At 70.0% G+C, this 1,622-nt stretch carries 1 protein-coding gene; it reads left to right on the top strand.

Translation table 11 applies throughout. From position 1 onward, the window contains the following. The first annotated feature begins 80 nt into the window (after positions 1-80). Complete coding sequence (locus ABGB16_RS33635; protein ID WP_347672085.1) at positions 81-1,586, top strand: ISL3 family transposase; 1,506 nt, start codon at positions 81-83, stop codon at positions 1,584-1,586. Positions 1,587-1,622 lie beyond the last annotated feature (36 nt).

Raw genomic sequence — 1,622 nt, forward strand, 5'->3', positions numbered from 1 at the left:
TCGGCTCTGGCGCAGAAACGGTGGTGAGTACCGTCCTGAGTAGCCGGTGTCGTGGGTAATCATGACTTCGGTGTGACGTGATCAAGTCGGTATTCCCCGGGCTGTCTTCGCTGGTCATCGAGCAGGTGATCGATCAAGGAGCGGTCGTGCAGGTCGTGGCCCGAACGGCGGGAACGCCGGAGGCATGCCCGCAGTGCGGGCAGCTCAGCGACCGCGTCCACGCCTATCACCAGCGGCAGCTGGCTGATCTCCCGGTCGGCGGGCGGGCAGTGATCGTGCATGCACGGGTTCGCCGGCTGGTCTGCGCGACGGGATCCTGCTCGCAGCGGACGTTCCGCGAGCAGGTGCCCGTGCTGGCGCAGCGGTGGGCGCGGCGGACCCGGCAGCTGACTGCCCTGGTCGCCGATCTTGCGGTGATCACCGCTAGCCGTGCCGGTGCGGCGGTGTTGTCGAGGCTGGGCGTGCGGATCTCGCGCAGCACGGTGCTGCGGGTGCTGATGGCGACCCCGATACCGGACACCCCGGCGCCCGCGGTGCTCAGCGTGGACGACTTCGCGCTGCGCCGCGGCCGCCGGTATGCCACCTTGCTGCTGGACGCGGTCACCCACGCCCGTGTTGACGTCCTGCCCGATCGCAAGGCCGAGACCCTGGCCGCGTGGCTGCGTGAGCATCCCGAGGTGAAGGTGGTCTGCCGTGACGGATCCGCCACCTACGCCGAGGCGATCCGCGACGGCGCACCCCACGCAGTGCAGGTCAGCGACCGGTGGCACCTGTGGAACAACCTGGCCAAAGCCGTGGAGAAGACCGTGGTCGCGCACTCGGGCTGCTGGCAGCCTGGCCCACCGCGACCGGACCGGCCACTGGACGAACGCACCCGACAACGGCACGCCGCCGTGCACGCGCTGCTCGACGAGGGCGTTGGCCTGCTGGAGTGCGCCCGCCGGCTCGGCTGGGCACTGAACACCGTCAAACGCTATGCCCGCGCCGCTACCGCCGAGGACCTGCAGCGCCCGCCACGCTACCGCGAAACACTGGTCGACCCGTTCCGCGACCACCTGCGCCGCCGCCGGGCCGAAGAACCCAGCGTGGCAACGACCCGGCTGCTGGCCGAGATCCGCGACCAGGGCTACACCGGCAGCGCCAACCTGCTCGTGCGGTACCTCAACCAGGGCCGCGCCGACGCCGAACGCACCCCACCACCACCGCGACGCCTGGTCGGCTGGCTCATGAGCCGCCCCGAGAAACTTCCCGCTCATCACCGCAGTCACCTCGACGACCTGCTCGCCGCCTGCCCGCACCTGAACGTCCTGGCATGCCGCGTCCGCGAGTTCGCCGGCCTGCTCACCGCCCGCCGCGGCCACGACCTCGACGCCTGGCTGACCACCGTCGACACCGACGACCTACCCGCGCTGCACAGCTTCGTCCACGGCCTGCGAATGGACCTGCCCGCCGTCGTCGCCGGACTGACCCTGCCCCACAGCAACGGCCCGATCGAAGGCGCCAACACCAAGATCAAGTTCCTGAAGCGGCAGATGTACGGCCGAGCCGGCTTCGCGCTCCTACGACAACGAATCCTGCTCGCATAGACCAGTCACCCCGACCACCGTTTCTGTGCCAGAGCC

It is taken from the genome of Micromonospora sp. B11E3 (assembly GCF_039871625.1).
Classification (GTDB): domain Bacteria; phylum Actinomycetota; class Actinomycetes; order Mycobacteriales; family Micromonosporaceae; genus Micromonospora.